The 20,599-nt window shown below is 65.4% G+C and carries 25 protein-coding genes; 9 read left to right on the top strand and 16 right to left on the bottom strand.

Going from position 1 to position 20,599, the window contains the following annotated elements; all coding sequences use genetic code 11:
• The 5 genes from cobT (at position 1) to LNV23_RS19845 (ending at position 4,979) form a co-directional block, all read left to right on the top strand.
• Complete coding sequence (gene cobT / locus LNV23_RS19865; protein WP_411910604.1) at positions 1 to 1,041, top strand: nicotinate-nucleotide--dimethylbenzimidazole phosphoribosyltransferase; 1,041 nt, start codon at positions 1 to 3, stop codon at positions 1,039 to 1,041.
• Between the two features lie 80 nt (positions 1,042 to 1,121).
• On the top strand, positions 1,122 to 2,672 hold the full coding sequence (locus LNV23_RS19860) for a DUF3369 domain-containing protein (protein ID WP_263564581.1): 1,551 nt from the start codon (positions 1,122 to 1,124) through the stop codon (positions 2,670 to 2,672).
• 8 nt (positions 2,673 to 2,680) lie between these two features.
• Complete coding sequence (locus tag LNV23_RS19855; protein WP_263564580.1) at positions 2,681 to 3,541, top strand: sensor histidine kinase; 861 nt, start codon at positions 2,681 to 2,683, stop codon at positions 3,539 to 3,541.
• 81 nt (positions 3,542 to 3,622) lie between these two features.
• A complete protein-coding gene (locus tag LNV23_RS19850) occupies positions 3,623 to 4,420 on the top strand; it encodes an adenosylcobinamide-GDP ribazoletransferase (protein WP_263564579.1) in 798 nt (265 codons plus the stop codon).
• Complete coding sequence (locus tag LNV23_RS19845; RefSeq protein WP_263564578.1) at positions 4,410 to 4,979, top strand: histidine phosphatase family protein; 570 nt, start codon at positions 4,410 to 4,412, stop codon at positions 4,977 to 4,979. The genes LNV23_RS19850 and LNV23_RS19845 overlap by 11 nt, the downstream gene beginning before the upstream one ends.
• Position 4,980: 1 nt before the next feature.
• Here LNV23_RS19845 and LNV23_RS19840 read toward each other — a convergent pair whose 3' ends face one another.
• From LNV23_RS19840 to LNV23_RS19795, 10 genes are all read right to left on the bottom strand, one after another.
• Positions 4,981 to 5,247 carry a YfhL family 4Fe-4S dicluster ferredoxin gene (locus LNV23_RS19840; protein ID WP_263564577.1) on the bottom strand — a complete coding sequence of 89 codons (267 nt, stop codon included), beginning with the start codon at positions 5,245 to 5,247 and terminating at the stop codon, positions 4,981 to 4,983.
• A gap of 4 nt (positions 5,248 to 5,251) precedes the next feature.
• Positions 5,252 to 5,752 carry a pantetheine-phosphate adenylyltransferase gene (gene coaD, locus LNV23_RS19835; RefSeq protein WP_263564576.1) on the bottom strand — a complete coding sequence of 167 codons (501 nt, stop codon included), beginning with the start codon at positions 5,750 to 5,752 and terminating at the stop codon, positions 5,252 to 5,254.
• Between the two features lie 53 nt (positions 5,753 to 5,805).
• The gene (gene rsmD, locus LNV23_RS19830; RefSeq protein WP_411910603.1) at positions 5,806 to 6,435 is read right to left on the bottom strand and encodes a 16S rRNA (guanine(966)-N(2))-methyltransferase RsmD; all 630 of its coding nucleotides are present in this window, start codon (positions 6,433 to 6,435) and stop codon (positions 5,806 to 5,808) included.
• Positions 6,432 to 7,205 carry an imidazole glycerol phosphate synthase subunit HisF gene (hisF, locus tag LNV23_RS19825; RefSeq protein ID WP_263564575.1) on the bottom strand — a complete coding sequence of 258 codons (774 nt, stop codon included), beginning with the start codon at positions 7,203 to 7,205 and terminating at the stop codon, positions 6,432 to 6,434. The genes rsmD and hisF overlap by 4 nt, the downstream gene beginning before the upstream one ends.
• A gap of 412 nt (positions 7,206 to 7,617) precedes the next feature.
• Positions 7,618 to 8,361 (bottom strand): 1-(5-phosphoribosyl)-5-[(5-phosphoribosylamino)methylideneamino]imidazole-4-carboxamide isomerase, encoded by a 744-nt coding sequence (gene hisA, locus LNV23_RS19820; protein ID WP_263516859.1) that lies wholly within the window; start codon positions 8,359 to 8,361, stop codon positions 7,618 to 7,620.
• 143 nt (positions 8,362 to 8,504) lie between these two features.
• Positions 8,505 to 9,152 carry an imidazole glycerol phosphate synthase subunit HisH gene (gene hisH, locus LNV23_RS19815; protein ID WP_263564574.1) on the bottom strand — a complete coding sequence of 216 codons (648 nt, stop codon included), beginning with the start codon at positions 9,150 to 9,152 and terminating at the stop codon, positions 8,505 to 8,507.
• Between the two features lies 1 nt (position 9,153).
• On the bottom strand, positions 9,154 to 9,777 hold the full coding sequence (gene hisB / locus LNV23_RS19810; RefSeq protein ID WP_263564573.1) for an imidazoleglycerol-phosphate dehydratase HisB: 624 nt from the start codon (positions 9,775 to 9,777) through the stop codon (positions 9,154 to 9,156).
• 5 nt (positions 9,778 to 9,782) lie between these two features.
• Entirely contained in the window at positions 9,783 to 10,883 is a 1,101-nt protein-coding gene (gene hisC, locus LNV23_RS19805; RefSeq protein ID WP_263564572.1) for a histidinol-phosphate transaminase, read from the bottom strand.
• A gap of 8 nt (positions 10,884 to 10,891) precedes the next feature.
• Positions 10,892 to 11,350: a PIN domain-containing protein gene (locus tag LNV23_RS19800; protein WP_263564571.1), complete on the bottom strand. Its 459-nt coding sequence runs from the start codon at positions 11,348 to 11,350 to the stop codon at positions 10,892 to 10,894.
• Positions 11,347 to 11,568, bottom strand: coding sequence for a CopG family transcriptional regulator (locus LNV23_RS19795; protein ID WP_171827544.1), 222 nt, complete (start codon positions 11,566 to 11,568; stop codon positions 11,347 to 11,349). Before LNV23_RS19795 ends, LNV23_RS19800 begins: the two co-directional genes overlap by 4 nt.
• A gap of 184 nt (positions 11,569 to 11,752) precedes the next feature.
• On the opposite strand from LNV23_RS19795, the gene LNV23_RS24005 reads away from it, so the two are divergent.
• A complete protein-coding gene (locus tag LNV23_RS24005; RefSeq protein WP_318023258.1) occupies positions 11,753 to 13,318 on the top strand; it encodes a methyl-accepting chemotaxis protein in 1,566 nt (521 codons plus the stop codon).
• A 43-nt stretch (positions 13,319 to 13,361) separates the two neighbouring features.
• Here the strand turns inward: LNV23_RS24005 and LNV23_RS19785 are convergent, their stop codons facing one another.
• From LNV23_RS19785 to LNV23_RS19760, 6 genes are all read right to left on the bottom strand, one after another.
• Positions 13,362 to 14,222 carry a substrate-binding periplasmic protein gene (locus tag LNV23_RS19785; protein ID WP_263564570.1) on the bottom strand — a complete coding sequence of 287 codons (861 nt, stop codon included), beginning with the start codon at positions 14,220 to 14,222 and terminating at the stop codon, positions 13,362 to 13,364.
• Positions 14,223 to 14,294: 72 nt separating this feature from the next.
• Positions 14,295 to 15,608 carry a histidinol dehydrogenase gene (hisD, locus tag LNV23_RS19780; protein ID WP_263564569.1) on the bottom strand — a complete coding sequence of 438 codons (1,314 nt, stop codon included), beginning with the start codon at positions 15,606 to 15,608 and terminating at the stop codon, positions 14,295 to 14,297.
• Positions 15,609 to 15,615: 7 nt separating this feature from the next.
• Positions 15,616 to 16,272, bottom strand: a complete 657-nt coding sequence (gene hisG / locus LNV23_RS19775) for an ATP phosphoribosyltransferase (protein ID WP_263517160.1) — start codon at positions 16,270 to 16,272, stop codon at positions 15,616 to 15,618.
• A gap of 124 nt (positions 16,273 to 16,396) precedes the next feature.
• Positions 16,397 to 16,666: a BolA family protein gene (locus LNV23_RS19770; protein ID WP_263516852.1), complete on the bottom strand. Its 270-nt coding sequence runs from the start codon at positions 16,664 to 16,666 to the stop codon at positions 16,397 to 16,399.
• 38 nt (positions 16,667 to 16,704) lie between these two features.
• Positions 16,705 to 17,484, bottom strand: a complete 780-nt coding sequence (locus LNV23_RS19765; RefSeq protein ID WP_263564568.1) for an ABC transporter permease — start codon at positions 17,482 to 17,484, stop codon at positions 16,705 to 16,707.
• Positions 17,481 to 18,389: an ABC transporter ATP-binding protein gene (locus LNV23_RS19760; RefSeq protein ID WP_263564667.1), complete on the bottom strand. Its 909-nt coding sequence runs from the start codon at positions 18,387 to 18,389 to the stop codon at positions 17,481 to 17,483. The genes LNV23_RS19765 and LNV23_RS19760 overlap by 4 nt, the downstream gene beginning before the upstream one ends.
• A 183-nt stretch (positions 18,390 to 18,572) precedes the next feature.
• Between LNV23_RS19760 and LNV23_RS19755 the strand changes: the two genes are divergently transcribed.
• The 3 genes from LNV23_RS19755 to LNV23_RS19745 all read left to right on the top strand — a co-directional run bounded on the left by LNV23_RS19755 (position 18,573) and on the right by LNV23_RS19745 (position 20,577).
• Positions 18,573 to 19,229 (top strand): TetR/AcrR family transcriptional regulator, encoded by a 657-nt coding sequence (locus LNV23_RS19755; protein ID WP_102768003.1) that lies wholly within the window; start codon positions 18,573 to 18,575, stop codon positions 19,227 to 19,229.
• Between the two features lie 13 nt (positions 19,230 to 19,242).
• Positions 19,243 to 20,016: a tetratricopeptide repeat protein gene (locus LNV23_RS19750; protein WP_263564567.1), complete on the top strand. Its 774-nt coding sequence runs from the start codon at positions 19,243 to 19,245 to the stop codon at positions 20,014 to 20,016.
• Between the two features lie 213 nt (positions 20,017 to 20,229).
• Entirely contained in the window at positions 20,230 to 20,577 is a 348-nt protein-coding gene (locus tag LNV23_RS19745) for a hypothetical protein (protein WP_263564566.1), read from the top strand.
• Positions 20,578 to 20,599 lie beyond the last annotated feature (22 nt).

The following is a 20,599-nucleotide window of genomic DNA, read 5'->3' as shown; positions in this document are numbered from 1 at the left end:
ATGGCCGAGCACCTGATCCCCGACATCGCCTCCCTGCAAGACCTGACCCTCGCCGCCGCTCTGCAGGCCCGCATCGATGGCAAGACCAAGCCCCTGGGTGCCTTGGGGCAGCTGGAAACGCTGATGCTGCGCCTGGGCTTGATCTTGGGCAGCGAGACGCCGCAGCTCAAGAACCCGCAGATGATGGTGTTCGCCGGCGACCACGGCCTGGCCCGCCGTGGCGTGTCCGCCTACCCCAGCGACGTGACCTGGCAGATGGTCGAGAACTTCCTGGCCGGTGGCGCCGCCATCAGCGTGCTGGCGCGCCAGCATGGCCTGGCATTGAGCGTGGTGGATGCCGGCGTGGCCCATGACTTTGCGCCGCGCGAGGGCTTGATCATCGCCAAGATTGCCCACGGCACGGAGGACGCTTCCGAGCGAACGGCCATGAGCATCGACCAATGCGCCACCGCCATCGCCGCCGGCAAGAACCTCTTGCGCAACAAGCCGGGCAATGCCCTGCTGCTGGGCGAGATGGGCATTGGCAACACCTCGAGTGCCGCCCTGCTGCTCGCCCGGCTCCAAGGCCTAGCGCTGGCCGACTGCACCGGCCGGGGGACAGGTCTTGACGATGCCGCCCTGGCGCGCAAGGTGGCGGTGCTGCAAGAAGTGCTGGACTTGCATGTGCAGGCCAGCACACCGCTGCAGGCTCTGGCAGCCTTTGGCGGCTTCGAGATCGCCATGATGGTGGGCGCGGTGCTGCAGGCGGCGCTGGAGCGCCGCGTCATCGTCGTCGATGGCTTCATCGCCAGCAGCGCGGTGCTGGTGGCCGCCCGCTTGCAGCCGGCCGTGCTGGAGCGTTGCATTTTTGCCCACCGCTCGAACGAGAGTGGCCACCGCCTGATGCTGGAAGCCTTGCAGGCCGAACCCCTGCTGGACCTGGGCCTGCGCCTGGGCGAGGGCTCGGGCGCGGCCCTGGCCTGGCCGCTGCTGGAATCCGCCTGCCGGATTCTGGAAGAAATGGCAAGCTTTGCCTCGGCTGGAGTCAGCGAACAGCGCTGATATCTGCAGCCAAAGTCCTGTTTACTTGGGGGCCGCTGTGGCCATAATCAGGCCAGCCACGCTGCACCAGGACACGCGCCATGACGGATTTGGTTTTTGCTGACGAGAGCCCCGAGCTGGATACCGACGGCAATGCCCCCAAGCCGCTGGAGCCCTGGGTGGTGATGATCGTGGATGACGATGTGGCGGTGCACCAGGTCACCCAGCTGGTCATGGCCGATTTCGAGTTCAGTGGCCGCCGCCTGCAGTTCCTGGATGCCTACAGCGGCGCCGAGGCGCGCGAACTGCTGCAGACCCGGCGCGACATCGCCCTGATCCTGCTCGATGTGGTGATGGAGTCCGAACACGCCGGCCTGGACCTGGCCCGCTACATTCGCGAGGAGCTGGACAACCACCATGTGCGCATCGTGCTGCGCACCGGCCAGCCCGGCCAGGCACCGGAAGAGCATGTCATCAAGAGCTATGACATCAACGACTACAAGGAAAAGACCGAGCTGACCAAGCGCAAGCTGATCACGGTTTTCTACGCCGCACTTCGCAGCTACCGCGACATCATGATCATCGAGCAGTCGCGCTTGGCCCTGCGCCGCTCGATCGACGCCATCACCCGCATCTACGACTCGCACAATCTGCGCCGCTTTGCCTCGGCCGTGCTGGAGCAGGCCGCGCATTTGCTCGGTTATGAAGCCCAGGGCTTGTGCGCGAGCCGTGTGGCAGCCTACGCGGCCTCGCACATCGAGGGTCGACTCAAGGTCCTGGCCGCTACCACCGAGTACTCGCGCCTGCTGGTGGACGAGGAAATCAGCAATTTGCCGGCCGAGGTGAAGTTGGCCCTGGACCGAGCGCTGGACGACCAGATCAGCTCCTTCGATGCACATCATTTTGTCGGTTACTACCGCAGCAGCAGTGGCAACGAAACCCTGCTCTACATGACCTTCTCCGAGCCAGTGGATGCTCAGTCGCGCGAGCTGCTCGAGATCTTCTGCGCCAATGTCGCCATCACCTACGAGGCCTTGTTGCTACGCGAGGAGATCCAGGACACCCAGCGCTCCACCGTCTACATCATCGGCGAGGCGGTCGAGCGCCGGTCCAAGGAAACCGGCGCCCATGTGCGCCGCGTCGGCGAGCTGGCCGCTTTGCTGGCTGAGCTCTCGGGCATGCGCAGCAGCGAAATCGAGTTCATGCGCCAGGCCGCGCCCCTGCATGATGTAGGAAAGATCGGCATCCCCGACCGCGTGCTCAACAAGCCGGGCAAACTCGACGCCGAAGAGTGGGAGGTGATGAAGACCCACTCGCGCATCGGCTTCGAGCTGCTCAGCAAATCGGACAAGCGCATCCTGCAGCTGGGCGCCATCATCGCCCACGAACACCACGAACGCTGGGACGGCCAGGGCTATCCACGCGGCTTGCTGGGTGAGCAGATCCACATCGCCGGCCGCATCGTCGCCCTGGCCGATGTGCTGGATGCCCTGGTGAGCCGCCGCTGCTACAAAGAAAGCTGGAAGTTCGACGAGGCATTGGGCTATGTTCAAGAGCAATCCGGCCTGCAGTTCGACCCTGATCTGGTAGCCAAGCTGATGGCCAATTTGCCGGCCGTCAAGGACATCTACGTCCGCTATCCGGATTCCTGAGGCCCGCCATGAGCAGCCTTATTTCCCCCGACATGAACGGCTCGGTTCCCGCAGACCCAGGCGAACCTCGGCAACAGGTGCAACAACTGCAGCAGGAGCTGCAATTGGCTACCGAACGCCTGCTGGAGCAGGAACAGCTGGCCGCGCTCGGCAACCTGGTCGCCGGCGTGGCGCATGAGATCAACACGCCGATCGGCATCGCCGTCACGGCCGCCTCAGGCATGGAGGAGTTTGCGCGCAGCCTGACGCGCAAACTCAGCGGCGACAAGGTCAGCCGCAGCGAGCTGCAGACCTTGGCCAGCCAGCTCGAAGACGGCGCCCGCCTGGTCAACAACAACCTGGCCCGAGCTGCCGAACTGATCAGCAATTTCAAGACCCTGGCGGTGGACCAGGCCAGCGCCGCTGAAATGCATGTGGACCTGAGCCCCTACCTGAGCGGCATCGTCAAGGCACACAACCCGGTGCTGCGCGCGGCCCAGACCCGCGCCGAGCTGGACACACCCGAGCATCTGCACGCCACCCTCGTGCCGGGCCAGTTCTCGCAAATCGTCTCCAACCTGATCACCAATGCGCTGACCCATGCGTTTCAGGATCAGCCCGAGGACCGACCGCGCCTGATCCGCGTCCGCCTGCACGGTCAAGGCGAGCGCCTGCATCTGCACTTCAGCGACAACGGACGCGGCGTGCCGCCCGAGGTGCGGGCGCGCATGTTCGAACCCTACTTCACCACCCGCCGCGGCAGCGGTGGCTCGGGCCTGGGCCTCTACATCGTGCATAAGCTGTGCGAGCAGATGGGCGGCCAGATCGTGGTGGACGAGGCCCACAATCCCGGCCTGGGTTTCCGCGTCGACCTGCCCCTCCGCGACTGAGCCCCCCCGATTCACGATTCACGATTCACGATTCACGATTCACGATTCACCCGTTCACCCGCTTTCCGCCCCCCGCCCCGCATGCCCTCTCCGCTCCACGAGCTTCGCCTGTTCTTCATCGCCCTGCAGTTTTTCACCCGCTGTCCCGTGCCCACTTGGGTCGGTTTTGAGCCAGCCTGGCTGCAGACCTGCGGACGCTACTTTCCAGCCGTGGGCCTGCTGGTCGGCGCCTGGGCTGCGGCGGTGCTGGGCGCGGCCCTGTGGCTGTGGCCGCCGATGGTGGCGGTGGGCTTGAGCATGGCGGCCAGCATCTGGCTGACCGGCGGCTTCCACGAAGACGGCTGGGCTGACAGCTGCGACGGCCTGGGCGGCGCGGTCAGCCGCGAGAAGGCCCTCACCATCATGAAGGACTCACGCATCGGCAGCTACGGCGCCCTGGGCCTGATCCTGATGCTGGGGCTGAAGGCCGCCAGCCTGCTGGCCCTGGTCGAGCACAGCCCTCTGCTGGGCCTGCTGGCCCTGATCTGGGCCCACAGCGCCTCGCGCCTGGCGCCGGTCTGGCTGATGCATGCCCTGCCCTATGCCGGGGACCCGGACCATGCCAAGGCCAAGCCTCTGGCCACCGAGGCCAGCCTGGGCGCGGTGCTCGCGGGCCTGCTCTGGCCCTTGGCCCTGGCCGGCGGCATGCTGATTCTTGTGCCGGGCCTGCTGCCGGCGCTCGGCGCCGCCAGCCTGGCCGGCCTGGGCCTGAGCTGGTGGATGCAGTCCATGCTGAAACGCCGCCTCGGCGGCTACACCGGGGACAACCTCGGCGCCACGCAGCAGCTGGTGGAGCTGGGTCTGCTGTTGGGTCTGTTGGCCGTGGTCCATGCCGGCTGAAGCCCAAGTCGCAGCCCAGGCCTGGGTCTGGCGCCACTCCAAGCCCGAGGGCGCGGCCGGCCGCTGCATTGGCGCCGGCACTGATTTGCCAGTGCACCGACGCCGCGCCAAGCGCCTGGCCCGGCGCATCCAGCGCTTCGCTCGCCGCCACCGCCTGCCGCATGTGGTGCGCAGCTCAGGCCTGCGGCGCTGCGCCGATGTGGGCCGCTGGCTGCGCCGCTGGGGTTGGCGGCATCACATCGATCAGGCTCTGGCCGAGATGGATTTCGGCCGCTGGGATGGCCGGCCCTGGAGCGAGTTGAGCGCCGCCGATTTCGAGCCCTGGATGCAGGACTTTGCTGGCCATGCGCCGGGCGGCGCGGAAACACTGAGGCAGCTGCTGGCGCGTGCCGCGGCCTGGCCGGTGCCGGCGGGTGGTTTGATCATCAGCCATGGTGGCTGGATGCTGGCGCGCCGGTGGATGGAGCAAGAAGGGCCAGAGAGAACTCCGAGCGCCGCCAATTGGCCAGCGCCCCCGCGCTACAGCGAATGCTGGGCGCTGAGGGCCGGCTCGGTCTGAATCAGGCCGCCGGCGTGGCCGAAACCGCGGTCAAGCGCAGGTACTTGCCCATCAAGGTTTCCTTGTCCTCGACATGGGCCGGATTGACCGGAATGCACGCGACCGGACACAGCTGCACGCACTGCGGCTCGTCGAAATGGCCCACGCACTCTGTGCACTTGTCGTGCGCGATCTGGTAGTACTCCTCGCCCATGGAGATGGCGTTGTTGGGGCACTCGGGCTCGCAGACATCGCAGTTGATGCATTCGTCGGTGATCATCAGCGCCATGGAATCAGCCCTCCTTCCGCGCTAAGCGCTCTTGCAAACGCGCCAGCACCAGCGGCGACACAAACTTGCTGACGTCGCCACCGAGTTGCGCGATCTCGCGCACAAAGGTGCCCGTGACGAATTGGTAGGCGTCCGAGGTGGACAGGAACACCGTCTCGACGCCGGGCATCAGGTGGCGGTTCATGCCGGCCATCTGGAACTCGTATTCAAAATCACTGTTGGAGCGCACACCGCGCACCACCGCCTGGCCGCCCTGCCCCAGCACAAACTCGCTGAGCAGGCCGCTGAAGGCAATCACCTCGACCTGCGGCAGCGGCCCAGCCAGTTCCCGCGCCATGGCCAGTCGTTCGTCCAGGCTGAACAAGGTGCGCTTGTGGTGAGCGGCCGCCACAGCCAGCACGACCCGGTCGAACATGCGGCAGGCGCGCTGCAGCAGGTCCTCATGGCCGAGGGTCAAGGGGTCGAAAGTGCCGGGGTAGACGGCGGTCAGCGAAGGTCGGCTCATGGAATCGGTCCGGCGGCGGGGCTGGACCATGGCGTTGGCGGGTAAGACCAGAATTATCCCTTGCGCCGAAAGACCTGGAAATGCACGGCCCCGGCCTTGCCCGAGCGCCAGACCTCGAGGCCCAGCTCTTCTGGCGCCACGATGGGTTCACCGGACTCCAGATAGACCAGGCCGTCGGGCACCAGCAGCGGCAGGGCCGCGCGCAGGGCCGGCAGGAACAAGTCCTGCTGAAACGGCGGGTCCAAGAGCACCAGCTCGAATCGGGCCGGCGCGCAACGCGCCATCCAGGCCAGGGCGTCGCTGCTCTCCACGCGCAGCATGTCGGCCTTGAGGCGAACTTTGCTGGCATTCAGGCTGCGTGCAAGTTCGGCGTCACGCTCCAGCAGCAGCACCTCGGTCGCACCGCGCGAGGCGGCCTCAAATCCCAGTGCGCCGCTGCCGGCAAAGGCATCGAGCACACGCCAGCCGTCGAGGTCCTGGCCCAGCCAGTTGAACAAGGTTTCACGCACCCGGTCGGGCGTTGGCCGCAGACCCGGCCGGTCGGCCACCGGCAGCTTGGAGCGTTTCCACTGGCCGCCGATGATGCGCACCTCGCGGGCCGCCATGCGCGGCGCGCCCTGCTTCTGGGGCCCAGCAGCGCCGGCCTTGGCCGCGACGCTGGAACGAGGCCGGCCGCCGCTCATTGCCGCACCGCAATGCCGCGCGCAGCCAGCAAGGCCTTGGCCTCGCCGACCGTGTGCTGGCCGTAATGGAAGATGCTGGCGGCCAGCACCGCATCGGCGCCGCCGATCGTGATGCCATCGGCCAGATCCTCCAGCGAACCGACGCCGCCCGAGGCGATCACCGGCACCGACACGGCATCGCTGACCGCGCGCGTGAGCGCCAGATCGAAGCCGCTCTTGGTGCCGTCGCGGTCCATGCTGGTCAGCAGGATTTCGCCGGCGCCAAACTCGGCCATCTGCTTGGCCCACTGCACCGTATCGAGGCCCACGTTCTTGCGCCCGCCATGGGTGTAGACATCCCAGCCCGGGCCGCGCGCATCGCCCTCGGCGCGGCGTTTGGCATCGATGGCCACGACGATGCACTGGGCACCGTACTTGTCAGACGCTTCGCGGATCAGCTCCGGGCGTGCCACGGCAGCGGAATTGAAGCTGACCTTGTCGGCGCCGGCATTGAGCAGGCGCCGCACATCGGCCACCTCGCGCACGCCGCCGCCCACCGTCAGCGGAATGAAGACCTGCGAGGCCACGGCCTCGATGATGTGCAGGATCAGGTCGCGGCCATCGCTGGTCGCGGTGATGTCGAGAAAGGTCAACTCATCGGCGCCCTGCTCGTTGTAGCGCGCCGCGATCTCCACCGGATCGCCCGCGTCACGCAGTTCGGTGAAGTTGATGCCCTTGACGACCCGCCCGGCGGTCACGTCCAGGCAGGGAATGATGCGTTTGGCCAGCATGACGAGCTTTCGCGAGAGAGAGAAAAGAAGTGAGGCGCAGACGGTGGTCTGATCAACTTGGAATTGGCAAGAATCGGCACGGAGCAGCCGTTGAAGGTTGAGCTTGTGCCGAGGGGCATCGAGCGAATGCTTCCGCTCATGTCCTCCGGCCTGTGCTGCGCACAGGCCTCCCCCTTTACTTCGCTTCAGCACTCACCCGACACCATTTCAGTGCGACCGCTCGGCGTTTTCGTCGAAGTAGCAAGGCCTTGCTGGATCGGGACGGCTGGGTGCTCTGCGAAGTGAAGTAAAGGAGGAGACCCCAGCCGTAGGCTGGGGTCGGGGGACATGAACGGAGCAGAGCGCCCAGTCGCCCCGATCAACAACCGACCCAAGGGCTGCTTCGTACCGTCAGCCGACGCAGACTCGTGCTTCAGCCCAAGGACAACTCGTCCGCGCGCGCTTGGCCTGCAGTGAAATCCAGATCGCCGGTGTAGATGGAGCGGCCGCAGATCACGCCTTCCACGCCTTCGCTTTCAACGGCACAGAGCGCTTCGATGTCCGCAATATTGGACAGACCGCCCGAGGCGATGACCGGAATGCTGAGCGCCTGCGCCAGCTTCACCGTCGCTTCGATATTGATGCCGGTCAGCATGCCGTCGCGGCCGATGTCGGTGTAGATCACGCCTTCCAGGCCATAGCCTTCGAACTTGCGTGCCAAGTCGATCACTTCGTGGCCGGTCAGTTTGCTCCAGCCATCGGTCGCCACCTTGCCGTCCTTGGCATCGAGGCCGACGATGATGTGGCCGCCAAAGGCCGTGGCCGCGTCCTGCAGGAAGCCGGGGTTCTTGACGGCGGCCGTGCCGATGATGATGTAGCTCAGGCCCGCATCGAGATAGCGCTCGATGGTGTCGAGGTCGCGGATGCCTCCGCCCAGCTGCACGGGAATCTCACCATTCACTTCGCGCAGGATGGCCTTGATCGCGGTTTCGTTGACCGGCTTGCCCGCGAAGGCGCCGTTCAAGTCGACCAGATGCAGGCGCCGCGCGCCGGCGTCAATCCAGCGCCGCGCCATGGCTGCCGGGTCTTCGCCGAAGGTGGTGGACTCGTTCATATCGCCTTGCTTGAGGCGCACACAACGACCGTCTTTCAGGTCAATAGCAGGAATCAGCAACATGGCCGAGGTCAGTGGTGAGGAAGTAGATGGGGTTGGAGGGAAGGACAGGAACGGGGATCAGAGCAGCCGGAAAAAGTGCCTGAGCAGACCGCGCATGCATACATGCAGTTCGATGTTGGCTAGGTCAGAAATGAGAAGAAGGCTCAGGGATTCCAGTGGAGGAAATTGCGGTACAGGGCGAGGCCCAGCGCAGCACTTTTTTCAGGGTGGAATTGGGTGGCAAAAATATTATCCCGGGCGACGGCGCAGGTAAAGCGCAGGCCGTAATCGGTCTCGCCGGCACTGTGGCGCACATCTAACGGCGCGGCATAGAAGCTGTGCACGAAGTAGAACCAGCTTTCATCGGGAATGCCAGCCCAGAGCGCATGCGGCTGCGCCTGACGCACCCGGTTCCAGCCCATCTGCGGCACCTTGTAGCGACTGCCATCGGGCTGAAGCTGACCTTCCAGCTGGAAGCGACGCACGCGGCCGGGGATCAAGCCCAGGCCCGGCGTGTCCTGCTCTTCGCTGTGATCCAGCAGCATCTGCATGCCCACGCAGACGCCCATCAGCGGCTTGCTGGCCGCGGCCTCAAGCACCGCCTGCTGCAGGCCGGAATCCTTCAGCTCGCGCATGCAATCGCGCATGGCGCCCTGCCCCGGCAGCACCACGCGCTCCGCAGCACGCACGGCCTCGGGCTCAGAGGTGATCACCACCTCCAACCCGGAGTCCTGCGCCACATGCAGCACGGCCTGCGAAACCGAGCGCAGATTGCCCATGCCGTAGTCGACAACCGCAACAGTCCGCTTCATGTCAAAGACTGCCCTTGGTCGAGGGGATCACGCCCAGCGAGCGCGGGTCCAGGGTCAGGGCCATGCGCAGCGCGCGGCCGAAGGCCTTGAAGATGGTTTCACACTGATGGTGGGCGTTATGCCCCTTGAGATTGTCCACATGCAGGGACACCAGGGCATGGTTGACGAAGCCCTGGAAGAACTCGAAGGCGAGCTGGGTGTCGAAAGCGCCAATCGAGCCGGCGGTAAATTTCACATCCATGGCCAGGCCGGGGCGGCCGGAGAAATCGACCACCACGCGCGACAGCGCCTCGTCCAGCGGCACATAGCTGTGGCCGTAGCGGGTTAGGCCCTTCTTGTCGCCGACCGCCTGGGCCACCGCCAGGCCCAGGGTGATGCCCACGTCTTCCACCGTGTGGTGGCCGTCGATGTGCAGGTCGCCCTTGGCTTCGATCTCCAGATCGATCAGGCCATGGCGGGCGATCTGGTCCAGCATGTGGTCGAAGAAGCCGATGCCGGTGTTCAGGCGCGCCTCGCCCGTGCCGTCGAGATTGACGCGCACGCGGATCTGCGTTTCCTTGGTGTTGCGGCTGACTTCGGCGATGCGCGCCGCGGGTGCGGGGCTCAGGACCAGATCGGTACTCATGATGCTCAGAGACTTTCTTTCAAGGCAGCCAGCATGGCTGTGTTTTCCTCGGCCGTGCCGATGGTGATGCGCAAGCAATTGGCCAGCAAGGAGTGGGCGCTGGACGCGTTCTTGATCAGCACGCCGCGCGCCTTCATGGCCGCGAAGGTGGCTGGCGCGTCCGCCACCCGTGCCAGCAGCATATTGCCCTGGCTGGGGAAGACCTGCACGCCAGGCAGGCTTTGCAGCGCCGCCAGGACCCGCTCGCGCTGGGCGCGCAGCTCGGCCGCCTGCGCGGCATACACCTCGGCATGCTCGAGCGCAAAAAGCCCGGCCTCGGCATTGAGCACGCCGATATTGAAGGGCGGGCGCAGTTTTTCGATCTGCGCGACCAGCTCGCTGCGGCCCATCAGGTAGCCGATGCGCACGCCGGCCAAGCCGAACTTGCTCATGGTGCGCATGACCAGCACATTCGGGTGGCGGCGCAGCCAGGCCATGGAGTCGGCGGCCGCAAAGGGCTGGTAGGCCTCGTCCATCACCACCAGACCGGGCGCGGCGGCGATGATCCGCTCGATCACGGCTGCGTCCCAGAGATTGCCGGTCGGGTTGTTCGGGTAGGCCAGGTAAATCAGCGCCGGCTGGTGCTGCGCAATCGCCGCCAGCATGGCCGGGCCGTCCAGCTCGAAGTCTTCCGCGCGCAGCGGCACGCCGACGAAGCCCAGACCCTGGTAACGGGCCGAATGCTCGTACATCACAAAGCTGGGCAGCGGCGTCATCACGCAGGCGCCGGGCTGGCTGACGGCCATGCTCAGCAAGGTGATGAGCTCGTCTGAGCCATTGCCGAGCACGATGTCGCAGCCCTCGGGCATGCCTGCGTGGGCGGCCAGGGCCAGGGCCAGCTCGCGGTTGCTTTCGGCCGGATAACGGTTGATCGCCACGGCACCGAGGCGGCGGCCCAGGGCCTCTTGCAGCTCGGCCGGCAGGCGGAACGGGTTCTCCATCACGTCCAGCTTGATCAGGCCGGCGCTGCTCTGCACCGGGTAGGCGCTCATCGCGCGCACATCGGGCCGGATGGCGGCCAGGGCCTGCTGCAAAAGATCGGCGGGGGCGTCGCTGGGGCAGTTCATGGTCGTCGTCATTGCAGGGCCTCGGGAGCCATCATCAAGGGGTTGAGGATCTGCACGCTGTCCAGTTGCAGCTCATGCTTGAGCTCCAGGCTGAGCAGGCGGCTGCAGCCCTGGGCTTTGGCGGCGGCCACGATCAGGGCGTCGGCATAGGGCAGACCGAAACGGCTTTCGATCGACCAGGCGCTTTCCACCGTGGCGTGGTCGATGGCCCAGGGTTGCCAGCGCTGGTAGCGCCGCACCTCGGCCCGCGCGTCGCCGTTGGGCATGGGCGGCTGGATGCGGGTGGTGACCAGACGGTAGAAATCGTTGAGCACTTGGGTGGACAGCCGGCCGCGGCGCTGCTGCCAGAGCAGGCGCAGCACGGCCATGGCCTGCTCGCGCGCCTCGGGCTGCGCACCGTCTTCGCTGAGGATGAGCACCGAGGTGTCGACGAACACCGGCTCGCGGGTGGCCAGCACGGCACTCATGCCGCGTCGCCACGCTGCGGATAGGCGGCGCCGTCCGAGGCCCAGCTGCGCTCGCGGTGCAGCCAGTCCTGCATGGCGCGCTCGTAGGCGTCGTCGTGGCGCATCTTCTCGGCCAGCATCTCGCCGACCAGACGCGAGACGCTGGTGTTGCGCCGCGCAGCCTCGAGCCGGGCCCATTCGGCGACGCTGTCTTCCATGGAGATGGTCACGTTCTTCACGGCCGCAGAGTAACACGAAGTTCGTGCAACACGAAGTTCGTGTCAAGTGGCGAAAGAAACCACTCCAGCGCCAGGGAAAACGGCCGACAAAGACTGAACGCTGAAACGGCGTGATGTTGGGCTGTTTAGGCAGGAGCCCGCGCTCTCGCGCAGGCCCTCTGCTCTTGCAAAGATCGGAACTCGCATGTCCTGGTTGAACTTGTCGGCATATTCCCTGCGCACCCGCTTCGCCTTGATGATTGGCGCCAATCTGCTGGCCACCGGCCTGCTGCTGGGTCAAGCGATCCGCAGCTTCGAACTCTTGCATGAAGACGCCGAGCGCAGCTTCGTGGCCAAGGATGTGGTGGCCGACATCCTGCCGCCGCCCATGTACCTGATCGAACTTCGCTTGGTGCTTTCACAAGCGGTCGAGCAGACCTTGAGCCCAGAACAGGCATTGGCCGAGCTTCAGCGCCTGCAGGGTGAGTACTTGGCCCGCCAGGACTACTGGACGAGCAAGCCGCCATATGGGCTAGAGAAGCAGCTGCTGGGTGAACAGCACCGCCTGGCGCTGAAGCTCATGGAGCATGCCCGCACCGAAGTCTTGGAACCCCTGCGTCGGCAGGATGCCGATGCCGCCCGCGGCGGACTGAAGAAGGCACATGCCATCTATCAGGAGCATCGACTGGCTGTGGATCAGACCGTCACGGTCAGCAACCAATTTGCGGCCGAAGCCATGGCCAGCTTCAGCCAAGCGCGCCGCCAAGGCTTCATCGGCATGCTTTTGGTCGGCGGGCTCGCTGCCCTGCTGCTGGGCAGCAGCCTGTGGAGCTTGCAGAAAGCCATCATGGACGCCTTGAACCAGGCCTCGACCGTGGCGCGCACCGTGGCCGAGGGCGATCTGCGCCAGCAAGAATTGGAAGAGCGCAGCAGCGCCAGCGATGCCGGCAACCGCAATGAGCTGCGCGGCCTGCGTGGCGACATCGCCAGAATGGTGCTCAAGCTGCGTGAACTGATCGCACGCGTGCAGCAAGGCGCCAGCCATATCGACAACAACTCGCGCAGCATTTCGCAAGCCAACGCCGAGCTCTCGGCCCGCGCTTTGCTGGAGGTGCACGATCTAGAGCAGGCCAGCGCCGCCCTGCAAGCCATGGATGCTCAAGCCAAGCTCGGAGCCAGCGCGGCCGCCGAGGCCAATGAGCGCTCGCAACAGGCGGCCGGCTTGGCGCGTCAGGGCAGTTCCGACATGCAGGCCGTGGTCGGAGCGATGGAAGAGATCGAGCAGAGCAGCCGCCGCATCGCCGACATCACCGGCGTGATCGACGGCATCGCCTTTCAGACCAATATCCTGGCCCTCAATGCCGCCGTGGAGGCGGCCCGCGCGGGCGAGGCCGGGCGCGGTTTTGCCGTGGTGGCCAGCGAGGTGCGCATGCTGGCCAAACGCAGCGCTGATGCCGCGCTCGAGATCAAGCGATTGATTGAGGGCAGCAGCACCCAGGTGGAGCGCGGCGCCGGCGCGGTACAGCACACGCGCAGCACCATCGATGCCATGGTCGACCAGGTGGCCGAGGTCAGCCGCCTGATCCAGGGCAGCAGCCACGAATTGCAGCAGCAACTGGGATCGATTGCCGGCCTGAAGGAGTTGCTGGACGGCATCGCCAGCCGCATCCGTGACAACAGCGAGATGGTGGACCGCACGGCCAGCGAGTCGGTCGAACTGCAGAGCGAAGGTGAGCAGCTGCATGAGGCCGCCAAGCGCTTCCAGCTTTGAGCTCGCTGGCCTAGATCGACGCGCCTGCCCTGGCTGACTCCATTCAGGGCTGCAACCAGAGCGCCTTGTTCTGCAAAGGCGTTTCGGGCGTCAGCAAAGGGTTGTGCAGTTCGATCACCCGGCGAGAGCCCAGGGCATGGCCGGCCAAGATGCTGCGGTGGTACTGCTGGAACAGCTGCTCAAAGCTGCCTTTGGCGATCATGCGCTGCAGACCTTGCTCGACCAGATGGGCCAGGCGCTGATTGCCGCGGCGTACAAAAAAGTAGATGGCGGCCGGATAGTGCAGCGCCAGATGGGGTTCCACCACAAAGCTGTCGGTATGGCTGCGCTGCTCCCAGTCGATCTCAAGCACCGAACGGGGAAAAGCCTGACCCCGGTTCAGCCGCAACATGCTGAACAAGGCATCAAAGGACGAACCGGTGACGACCTGAAGGCCATTGGCCCGCATGATCTCGGTGTCCGGCCAGTCGTGGCCCTGCACCATCACAAACTCAGCCAGATCGGCCAGGCTGCGCACCTCGCGCATGGCCTGCTCCTGGCCGCGCCGAACCAGGAACAAGCGCCAACCATACAGGCCCTTGAAGATGGGGATGCGTATGGGCAGCAAATCCTGCTCGCGCTGAGCGCTGCTCATGGTCCAGACGATGTCGATGCTGTCACGCTGGTGCTGCAGCTCCATCAAGGCACGGCTCTGCACTGTCACCAGACGCGAGGGCTGCAAATCGCAGGCCACGCCGCTGGCGGCCAGCGCCAGCTTGAGCAGTTGCAGCGGGTACCAGGTGCTGGGGTCGATCTCACGCATCGGCCGCGGATAGATCACCCGCAGCGGCGGCGCTGCCGCCCGCACCAGCAAAGGAGCGGACAAAGCGCTGAACAGAACTTGGCGGCGAGGCAGCAAGAACAAGGCCTTTGGCTCACAGGCGGCGATGGGCAGACGCTGCACTCTGCCACAAGCCGCTGACGGCAGGCTCGCTGGCTACTTGCGCAAGCGCAGCTCCGCCGCCCGCGCATGCCCTTGCAAGCCTTCGCCATAGGCCAGCTCGGCCGCGATCGGGCCCAGCTTTTGCGCACCGGCTTCGCTGACCTCGATCAGGCTGCTGCGCTTCTGGAAGTCGTAGACGCCCAAAGGTGAAGAGAAGCGCGCCGTGCCCGAGGTGGGCAGCACATGGTTGGGGCCGGCGCAGTAGTCGCCCAAGGATTCGCTGGTGTAGGCGCCCAGGAAGATGGCCCCGGCATGGCGCAGCAGCGGCTCCCAGCGATGCGGGTCGCGGCTGGACACTTCCAGATGCTCGGGCGCGATGCGGTTGCTGATCTCACAGGCCTCTTCCATCGAGCGCGTCTGGATCAGCGCGCCGCGGCCTTCCAGCGAGGCGCGGATGATGGCCTGGCGCGGCATGGTGGGCAGCAGGCGCTCGATCGCCTCGGCCACCTGGTCGATGTAGGCGGCATCGGGGCAGAGCAGGATGCTTTGCGCCAGCTCGTCATGCTCGGCCTGGCTGAACAAATCCATGGCCACCCAATCCGGCGGCGTGGAGCCATCGGCCAACACCAGGATCTCGCTGGGGCCGGCAATCATGTCGATGCCCACTTGACCGAAGACATGCTTCTTGGCGCTGGCCACATAGGCATTGCCGGGGCCGGTGATCTTGTCCACGCGCGGCACCGTGGCCGTGCCATAGGCCAGGGCCGCCACGGCCTGGGCGCCGCCCAGGGTGAAGGCTCGGTGCACACCGGCCACATAGGCTGCAGCCAGCACCAGCGGGTTCTTCTCGCCGCCGGGCGTGGGCACCACCATGATGATCTCGGGCACGCCGGCCACCTGGGCAGGGATGGCATTCATCAGCACGCTGCTCGGGTAGGCGGCCTTGCCACCGGGCACATAGATGCCCACGCGGTCCAGCGGCGTGACCTTCTGGCCCAGCAGGCTGCCGTCTTCGTCGCGGTAGCTCCAGCTTTCACCGCAGGCGGCCTTCTGGCGCTCGTGATAACTGCGCACCCGGGCGGCAGCGGCTTGCAGCGCGCTGCGTTGGGCCGGGCTGATGGCCTCGAAGGCGGCCTTCAGTTCCTCGCGGCTCAGCTCTAGCTCGGCCACGCTGGCGGCCTGCAGCCGGTCGAAACGGGCGGTGTACTCGAGCACGGCGGCATCACCACGCGCGCGCACATCGGCCAGGATCTCGGCCACCCGGCCCTCGATGGCGGCGTCGGCCTCGGCCGACCAGTGCAGCACGCGCTGGAACTCGGCTTCGAAATCGGCGCTGGCGGTGTTCAGTTGACGAAGTTGCAGGGACATGGCGTTCTCACTTCGGGATGGCAGAAGCAAAGGCGTCGATCATGCGACGCAGTGGCTCGCGCTTGAGCTTGAGCGCGGCCTGGTTGACCACCAGACGGGAGGAAATGTCCATGATCTGCTCGACCTCGACCAGGCGGTTGGCCTTGAGCGTGTTGCCGGTGGAGACCAGGTCGACGATGGCATCGGCCAGGCCGGTCAGCGGCGCCAGCTCCATGGAGCCGTAGAGCTTGATCAGGTCCACGTGCACGCCCTTGTCGGCGAAGTGCTGACGGGCAATTTCGGTGTACTTGGTGGCCACGCGGATGCGCGAGCCCTGCTTGACGGCGCGGGCGTAATCGAAGTCATCGCGCACCGCCACGCTCATGCGGCAGCGGGCGATGTTCAGATCCAGCGGCTGGTACATGCCGGCGGAGTTGCCTCCCAGGGCATGGTTGTGCTCGATCAGCACATCGCGGCCGGCCACGCCGAGATCGGCGCCGCCGTACTGCACGTAGGTGGGCACATCGCTGGCACGCACCAGCACCACCTGCACTTCTGGGCTGTTGGTGGCCAGGATCAGCTTGCGCGATTTCTCCGGATCCTCCAGCACGGTGATGCCAGCGGCCTGCAGCAGCGGCAGGGTTTCTTCGAAGATGCGGCCTTTGGAGAGTGCCAGGGTGATCATCATGGGCGTCGGTCCTTGGTGGGTCTGAATCTGGGGATTCAGCGGACGGCCGTGAGATTCACCTGGGTGGGGCGTCTCACCGCCACCCGCATCTCAATCCAGAAGATTTGTTGCGGATGCCGGTTCAGGCGTGATGGTGCTGCGATGCCGCCGCAGTGGCGGCATGCTCGGCCGGGGTGTGGGTCTTCATGGACAGCGCGTGGATCTGCTCGCGCATGCGCTCACCCAGTGCCGCGTACACGCGCTGGTGACGGCGGATGCGGCTCAGTCCCTCGAACTCCGAGGACACGATGGTGGCGAAGAAATGCCGCCCGTCGCCTTCGACGTGCAGGTGCTCGCAGGGCAGGCCTGCGGCGATGTATTGCTGGACTTCAGCGGGTGTTGGGTCGGCCATAAGCCCTCGATTCTAGTTTCAAGCGCAGCAGCGCAGTTTCAGGAGCGGATCTTGTAGCCGCGCCGCAGCAGTTCCAGCGCCACCGCAGCCACCAGACAGAAGCTGCCGCCCACCACCGCCAAGCTCAACCAAGGCGAGGCATCGCTGACGCCGAAGAAGCCGTGGCGGAAGCCATCGATCATGTAGAAAAACGGGTTCAGATGGCTGACGCCCTGCCAGAAAGCCGGCAGCGAGTTGACCGAATAGAACACGCCCGAGAGAAAGGTCATGGGCATGATGATGAAGTTCTGGAAGCCGGCCAGCTGATCGAACTTCTCGGCCCAGAGGCCGGCGATCAGGCCCAGCGTGCCCATCATGGCCGCGCCGAGCAAGGCGAACAGCACGATCCACAAGGGGTTGGCCACCCCGGGCGGCGCGAACCAGAAAGTCACCAACAGCACACCCGAGCCCACCGCCATGCCGCGCACCATGGAGGCGCCCACATAGGCCACAAACCAGGCCCAGTGCGAGAGCGGCGTCACCAGCAGGAACACCAAGTTGCCGGTCACCTTGCTCTGGATCAGGCTGGACGAAGAGTTGGCAAAGGCATTCTGCAAAACGCTCATCATCACCAGGCCCGGGATCAGGAAGCTGGTGTAACCCACCGTGCCGTAGACCTTGACGTGATCTTCCAGCACGTGGCCGAAGACCAGCAGGTAGAGCACGGCCGTCAGCACCGGCGCAGCCACGGTCTGAAAGCTGACCTTCCAAAAGCGCAGCACCTCTTTGTAGAACAGCGTGCCGGCGCCCTTCAATTGAATTCCACCGCCGCCACTCATGCCGCGCTCCCTTCTTGTTGCATGATTTCCAGGAACACGTCTTCGAGGTCGGCGCGGCCGATCTCCAAGTCTTCGATCGGGCATTGCGCCGCGCGCAGTGTGGCCAGCACGGTTTCGACTTCGGCCGCGTCATGGGCCTTGATCTGCACGATGCGGCCGGTGGTGCGGGCCTGCTCTTGCAGCGAGGCCGGCAGGGCAGCATCGGTCTTGAAGCGCAGCATGGTCGAGGCGCGACCTTTGAGCAGGTCCGAGGTGCGGTCCAGCGCCACGATGCGGCCGAGCTTGAGCATGGCCAGGCGGCCGCACAAGGCTTCGGCCTCTTCCAGGTAATGGGTGGTCAGCAGCACCGTGTGGCCTTCGCGGTTGAGGCGGGCAATGAACTGCCACAGGGTCTGGCGTAGCTCCACGTCAACGCCAGCGGTGGGCTCATCGAGCACGATTACCGGCGGCCGGTGCACGAGCGCCTGGGCCACCAGCACGCGCCGCTTCATGCCGCCGGAGAGCTGGCGCATGTTGGCGTGGGCCTTGTCGGCCAGGCCGAGGTTTTCCAGCAACTCGTCGATCCAGGCCTCGTTGTTGCGCACACCGAAATAGCCGCTCTGGATCTTGAGTGCCTCGCGCACGCTGAAGAAAGGGTCGAAGACCAGCTCCTGCGGCACGATGCCCAGGGCCTGGCGCGCCGCGGCGTAATCCGTCACCACGTCATGACCCATGACCTTGACGCTGCCACCGCTGGCCTGGGCCAGGCCGGCCAGGATGCTGATCAAGCTGGTCTTGCCGGCGCCGTTGGGGCCCAGCAGGCCGAAGAACTCGCCCTGTGCGATGTCAAAGGACACTCCGTCCAGAGCCCTGACCTGACCCCCACGGTAGGTTTTGGAGACGTTCTGAAATGAAATGGCGGGCACCGAGGGCCCGCCATTTGGAGAAGCTGAGGAAGCGGATGGCTGCATGGCCGACATTGTAGGAAGCAAGAACTGAATCCGCTGGCCCAGGGTTTTCAGCAGCCAGCTGCCCTCATTTGTAGTCAAACTCTAGAGCGCCCCCGCTGCTTGATGCCAGAATCAGCCAAAGCAGGAGACAACCTTTACATGGCCACAAAAAAGCCGCCACGCCGGACCGCCGAGCGCATTCTCGAAGTCACGCTGGACCTGTTCAACCGCTTTGGTGAGCCCAATGTCTCGACCACGCTGATTTCCGCCGAGTTGGGCATCAGCCCCGGCAACCTCTACTACCACTACCCGGCCAAGGACGAGCTGATCAATGCGCTCTTCAACCGCTATGAGCGGGAGCTGGGCGACTTGCTGGTGGCGGCTGAGAATGTGCGCAATGTCGAGGACGCCTGGCTGTTCTTCCACATGCTCTACGAGCTGATCTGGAAGCACCGTTTTCTCTACCGCGATCTGAACGATCTGCTGTCCAAGAACCGCCGCCTGGAGATGCATTTCCAGAACGTGCTGACGCAGAAGAACCAGGCCATGCGTGCGGTGCTGGCCGGCTTGCAAAAAGGCGGCGCGCTGGAGATGGCGCTGCGCGAGGCCGGGCCGACCGCCAACTCCATGGTCGTGCTGCTCAGCTACTGGCTCAGTTTCGAATATGTGCGCGACCCGCGCCACGCCCTGGAGCCCGAGCAGGCCGGTGCCGCCCTGATGCGCGGCGCCTTCCATGTGCTGAGCCTGCTGCTGCCTTACTTGGAGCCGGCCTCCAAGGATCACCTCTTCGCCCTTGCCAACCAGTACCAAACCTGAAGGACGCCGCACCATGGCCAAGTGGACCGCTTTCCCCCATGACAACAGCGCTTTCCAGTACAGCGCCGCCAGCCTGAAGAAGCAATGGGCCCGCCTGCATGCCGGCGACGCCGAACCCTGGCCCAAGGACGCGGCCGTGGTCGAGGCCTGGATTCACTTCCACGCCGGCGACTTCCAGAAGGCCTACGAGGCCGGCCTGGCTGCCGGTGGCGCGGGCCTGACCGTGGCCAACAAGGCCCAGGCCATCTACGCCAATTACCTGGAAAAGAAAGAGAAGACCAAGCTCGAGATGTTCCTGGAAGTGGCCGAGCGCGCCGACGCCCAGCAACAGGAAGAACCCAAGAACCCGGCCGCCTACTACTGGCAGGCCTATGCCATCGGCCGCTACGGCCAGGGCATCAGCGTGGCCAAGGCCCTGGCCCAAGGCCTGGGCAGCAAGGTCAAGAACGCGCTCGAGAAAACCATCGAGCTGGCCCCCAAGCATGCCGACGCCCACATCGCCCTGGGCGCCTTCCACGCCGAGGTGATCGACAAGGTCGGCAAGCTGCTGGGCAAGACCCAGGGCGCGGACACCGCCACCGGCCTGAAGATGTTTGAGGCCGCCATCAAGCTCAACCCCAGCAGCGCCATCGCCATGATCGAGCGCGCCAACGGCTTGGTGATGCTGGAGGGCGACAAGCGCATGAAGGAGGCCGAAAGCCTCTACGCCGATGCCGCGGCCTGCGAGCCCATGGACGCCATGGAGTTGCTCGATGTCGAGATGGCCCGCGAGGAACTGGAAGACTGAGTCAGAGACATGAATGCGGCGGTGAAGCGATTGAAAAGCGTGGAAAACCGCACGCTTTCAATTGGATGGTAAGCCGCCTCCCCCCGCACTCGCGGATGGATTTTCGCAGGCAGGCTGGCTAAGCTGTGACACCTGAGGCGGACACCTTCGAGCCAGCAGCTTGACCGGGCCCGCGGACTTCACCTCACCCCGACACGAAAAGGTTGACCCACCATGAAGCGCACCCTGATTGCCCTGATCCTCGCCCCCCTGGCCGCAGCCTCTTGGGCCCAGTCGCCCGAAGCCACCGCACTGCGCGTGGAATGCGCGTCCAAGTACCAGTCCAGCATCGAGCCGGCACAAGCCGCAGCCGAGTACCAATTCGTCTACCGCAAGGGCGAGTACCGCGGCGAGAAGCAAGCCGGCAAGACCATTGGCTGCACCGAGAAGCAGTACAACGCCTACTTGGCCAGCGTGGACCCGACCCGCGTCATGAACGCCTACCCGACCGCCGCCGGCCGTCCGAGCAGCATCAAGCCCAACATCAAGCCCAACCTGGCTGACCAAGTCAACAAGAAGTGATCGCAGCGCCCAGAGGGCGCTT

The organism is Kinneretia sp. DJ1R-11 (assembly GCF_025717595.1).
Classification (GTDB): Bacteria; Pseudomonadota; Gammaproteobacteria; order Burkholderiales; family Burkholderiaceae_C; genus Paucibacter_A.
This window is presented reverse-complemented; position numbering and strand designations above follow the sequence as displayed.

What these genes read in the sequence shown, in the direction of transcription:
- cobT (WP_411910604.1), top strand. Translation starts at nt 1, where the DNA reads ATGGCCGAGCACCTGATCCCCGACATCGCCTCCCTGCAAGACCTGACC.
- LNV23_RS19860 (WP_263564581.1), top strand. Translation starts at nt 1,122, where the DNA reads ATGACGGATTTGGTTTTTGCTGACGAGAGCCCCGAGCTGGATACCGAC.
- LNV23_RS19855 (WP_263564580.1), top strand. Translation starts at nt 2,681, where the DNA reads ATGAGCAGCCTTATTTCCCCCGACATGAACGGCTCGGTTCCCGCAGAC.
- LNV23_RS19850 (WP_263564579.1), top strand. Translation starts at nt 3,623, where the DNA reads ATGCCCTCTCCGCTCCACGAGCTTCGCCTGTTCTTCATCGCCCTGCAG.
- LNV23_RS19845 (WP_263564578.1), top strand. Translation starts at nt 4,410, where the DNA reads ATGCCGGCTGAAGCCCAAGTCGCAGCCCAGGCCTGGGTCTGGCGCCAC.
- LNV23_RS19840 (WP_263564577.1), bottom strand. Translation starts at nt 5,247, where the DNA reads ATGGCGCTGATGATCACCGACGAATGCATCAACTGCGATGTCTGCGAG.
- coaD (WP_263564576.1), bottom strand. Translation starts at nt 5,752, where the DNA reads ATGAGCCGACCTTCGCTGACCGCCGTCTACCCCGGCACTTTCGACCCC.
- rsmD (WP_411910603.1), bottom strand. Translation starts at nt 6,435, where the DNA reads ATGAGCGGCGGCCGGCCTCGTTCCAGCGTCGCGGCCAAGGCCGGCGCT.
- hisF (WP_263564575.1), bottom strand. Translation starts at nt 7,205, where the DNA reads ATGCTGGCCAAACGCATCATTCCCTGCCTGGACGTGACCGCCGGGCGG.
- hisA (WP_263516859.1), bottom strand. Translation starts at nt 8,361, where the DNA reads ATGTTGCTGATTCCTGCTATTGACCTGAAAGACGGTCGTTGTGTGCGC.
- hisH (WP_263564574.1), bottom strand. Translation starts at nt 9,152, where the DNA reads ATGAAGCGGACTGTTGCGGTTGTCGACTACGGCATGGGCAATCTGCGC.
- hisB (WP_263564573.1), bottom strand. Translation starts at nt 9,777, where the DNA reads ATGAGTACCGATCTGGTCCTGAGCCCCGCACCCGCGGCGCGCATCGCC.
- hisC (WP_263564572.1), bottom strand. Translation starts at nt 10,883, where the DNA reads ATGAACTGCCCCAGCGACGCCCCCGCCGATCTTTTGCAGCAGGCCCTG.
- LNV23_RS19800 (WP_263564571.1), bottom strand. Translation starts at nt 11,350, where the DNA reads ATGAGTGCCGTGCTGGCCACCCGCGAGCCGGTGTTCGTCGACACCTCG.
- LNV23_RS24005 (WP_318023258.1), top strand. Translation starts at nt 11,753, where the DNA reads ATGTCCTGGTTGAACTTGTCGGCATATTCCCTGCGCACCCGCTTCGCC.
- hisD (WP_263564569.1), bottom strand. Translation starts at nt 15,608, where the DNA reads ATGTCCCTGCAACTTCGTCAACTGAACACCGCCAGCGCCGATTTCGAA.
- hisG (WP_263517160.1), bottom strand. Translation starts at nt 16,272, where the DNA reads ATGATCACCCTGGCACTCTCCAAAGGCCGCATCTTCGAAGAAACCCTG.
- LNV23_RS19770 (WP_263516852.1), bottom strand. Translation starts at nt 16,666, where the DNA reads ATGGCCGACCCAACACCCGCTGAAGTCCAGCAATACATCGCCGCAGGC.
- LNV23_RS19765 (WP_263564568.1), bottom strand. Translation starts at nt 17,484, where the DNA reads ATGAGTGGCGGCGGTGGAATTCAATTGAAGGGCGCCGGCACGCTGTTC.
- LNV23_RS19755 (WP_102768003.1), top strand. Translation starts at nt 18,573, where the DNA reads ATGGCCACAAAAAAGCCGCCACGCCGGACCGCCGAGCGCATTCTCGAA.
- LNV23_RS19750 (WP_263564567.1), top strand. Translation starts at nt 19,243, where the DNA reads ATGGCCAAGTGGACCGCTTTCCCCCATGACAACAGCGCTTTCCAGTAC.
- LNV23_RS19745 (WP_263564566.1), top strand. Translation starts at nt 20,230, where the DNA reads ATGAAGCGCACCCTGATTGCCCTGATCCTCGCCCCCCTGGCCGCAGCC.